This window comes from Corynebacterium sp. HMSC034E11 (assembly GCF_001835905.1).
GTDB classification, from domain to species: Bacteria; Actinomycetota; Actinomycetes; order Mycobacteriales; family Mycobacteriaceae; genus Corynebacterium; species Corynebacterium coyleae.
Window position 1 is genome coordinate 96510 of the sequence record NZ_KV826421.1, and the last position, 2105, is coordinate 98614.

A 2105-nucleotide genomic window follows, 5' to 3' on the forward strand; every position below is an offset into this window, starting at 1 on the left:
GTAACACGGGTTCAAATCCCGTACGGGGTACAAGAAGAAAACCTCCGATCTGGTTCGCCAGGTCGGAGGTTTTCGCGTTCGAGCCTTCCCGGCAGGTACCTTGTGTCTATGTTGTGGTTGTTGCCGTCGTTTCTAAGTGGCAGAGCGCGTCAAACTGGCTCAAGCGTGATCGACGCGCTCAGCGTCCCAATGGCGGCGTCTAGCTTGTTTTCCACGATTCCGTTGCTTGCGGTGCCGGCACTGTTTCTCACGACGCTCGGCGGGGGAGTATTCGGCTCGTCCATGTACGAAGGCTCCAGCGTCGGCGGCTCATCCGGAGGGTTCAGTTCGTACCAGCTGAGCGATACGTTCCCAGACCCGGACGCGCGTCCGGCCGAGTTGAAGTCCCTAACGCACATCGAAAACGACGTCTACGAGGTCGTCGTCTATTCGCACGCCATGGGCAAAGAAGTGAAAAACGAGGTGATTCTTCCCGGCGGTCCTGACAACGACACCCCGCGCCCGACCTTCTACCTTCTTATGGGGGCCGACGGTGCCGCGAACGGATGGTCGTGGCGTAATTCTTCGGACTACCAGGAGTTTTTCCAGAACAAGCTGGTCAACGTGGTTACACCGATTGGGTCGGTGTCCTCGATGCAGGCTGACTGGTATCGCGAAGATAAAGCAACAGGGCGAAACAAGTGGCTGACATACCTGACCAAAGAGCTGCCGCCGCTTATCGACGAGCACTTCCACGGCACCGGCCACGACGCCATCGCCGGCATTTCCATGTCCGGAGGGCCCGCGCTGAACATCGCGTCCATCGCGCCGGAGCGCTTTGCCGCCGCGGCCTCCTACTCGGGGTGCCCGGCCACAACCGGGATGCTGGGGGACACCTACGTGCGTGAAGCGCTGAAGATGAATGGCGCTGATCCGAAGAAGATGTGGGGCATGTCGAGCGACCCGGCCTGGCGGGCGCATTCGCCGGTGTTGAACCTGGATGCATTGCGGGACACTGCGCTGTTTATCGCCGCTGCCCAGGGGGTACCTGGCGCGATCGATGCGTCGAAGACATCATCGGAGCGCATTGGCCCGCCTGTGACCATTGAGGCGGCATCCTATGCGTGCTCTGCCTATTTCGCCGACAAAGCCAAGCGGGCAGGCTTGGATGTGGAGTGGTACCCACAGGTGGAGGGCACACATAGTTGGGGGCTTTTTGAAAAGTCCATGCGTGAGAGCTGGCGCGTTATCGGTCCGGCGTTGAATGTGGAGCCGTTTGAGCGCGAAACACCGGTGACAAAGTCGCCGCTGCCAAGCGAAGCGCCACAACCTTTGGGGCAGCGCGGCTCGTCAGGCTCGTCAGAATCGTCAGGGTCGAGTTCGTGACAGCTGTTGGGCTACAGTTTGGCGTGTGAAACCAATGATTCGTCGCGGTGTGGCCCTGTGCGCAGCCACTACGTCAGTGAGCATGCTCGTCGCCACGCCAGCACCGGCGGTGGAATCACGTGAGAGCCTTGGGCTCGTCGAAAAGCAAGAAGCACCTGGATGGACGGGATCATGGCTGATCAACGGCTTCCGTCAGATTGGGCCGGATACTCCGCCGCTAGCAATACCGATCATCCTGATCGGCGCGATGATGAGCGGTATTTTCGGCCACCTGCTGTTCGGACGCTTTGTGTTCGAGGGCAGCTCCCGGGCGGCACAGTCACTTGGCTCGAGCACGGTGGTGGACCAAACGTTCCCGGATTCGGACGCGCCGCCTGCGCAGTTCCGCAAACTGGAGCACTTGCAGGACAACGTGTGGGTGCTCACTGTCTACTCGCCATCGATGCGCCGGGAGATTGAAAACGAACTCATCTTGCCGGAAGGCGGTCCTGAGAACACCGATCCGCGCCCGACGTTCTACCTTCTGGGCGGCGCAGGTGGTGGAATGGTGACCCCGTGGTGGAAAGATGGTCGCGCTTCTGAGTTCTTCGCAGACAAGCACATCAATGTGGTCACTCCGCGCGGCTCTATCGGCTCGCAGCAGGCCGACTGGGCTGGAACGCACGACAAGCACGGCAGTTACAAGTGGACGACGTATCTGACCAAGGAGCTGCCGCCGCTTATCGACGAGCACTTCCACG

At 60.4% G+C, this 2105-nt stretch carries 2 protein-coding genes; both read left to right on the plus strand.

Going from position 1 to position 2105, the window contains the following annotated elements; genetic code table 11:
• The first annotated feature begins 165 nt into the window (after positions 1 to 165).
• Entirely contained in the window at positions 166 to 1365 is a 1200-nt protein-coding gene (locus tag HMPREF2690_RS10955) for an alpha/beta hydrolase (protein ID WP_070820893.1), read from the plus strand.
• A gap of 34 nt (positions 1366 to 1399) precedes the next feature.
• Positions 1400 to 2105, plus strand: a 706-nt coding sequence (locus HMPREF2690_RS10960; RefSeq protein WP_246819550.1) for an alpha/beta hydrolase-fold protein, incomplete at its 3' end; no start/stop codon positions are given.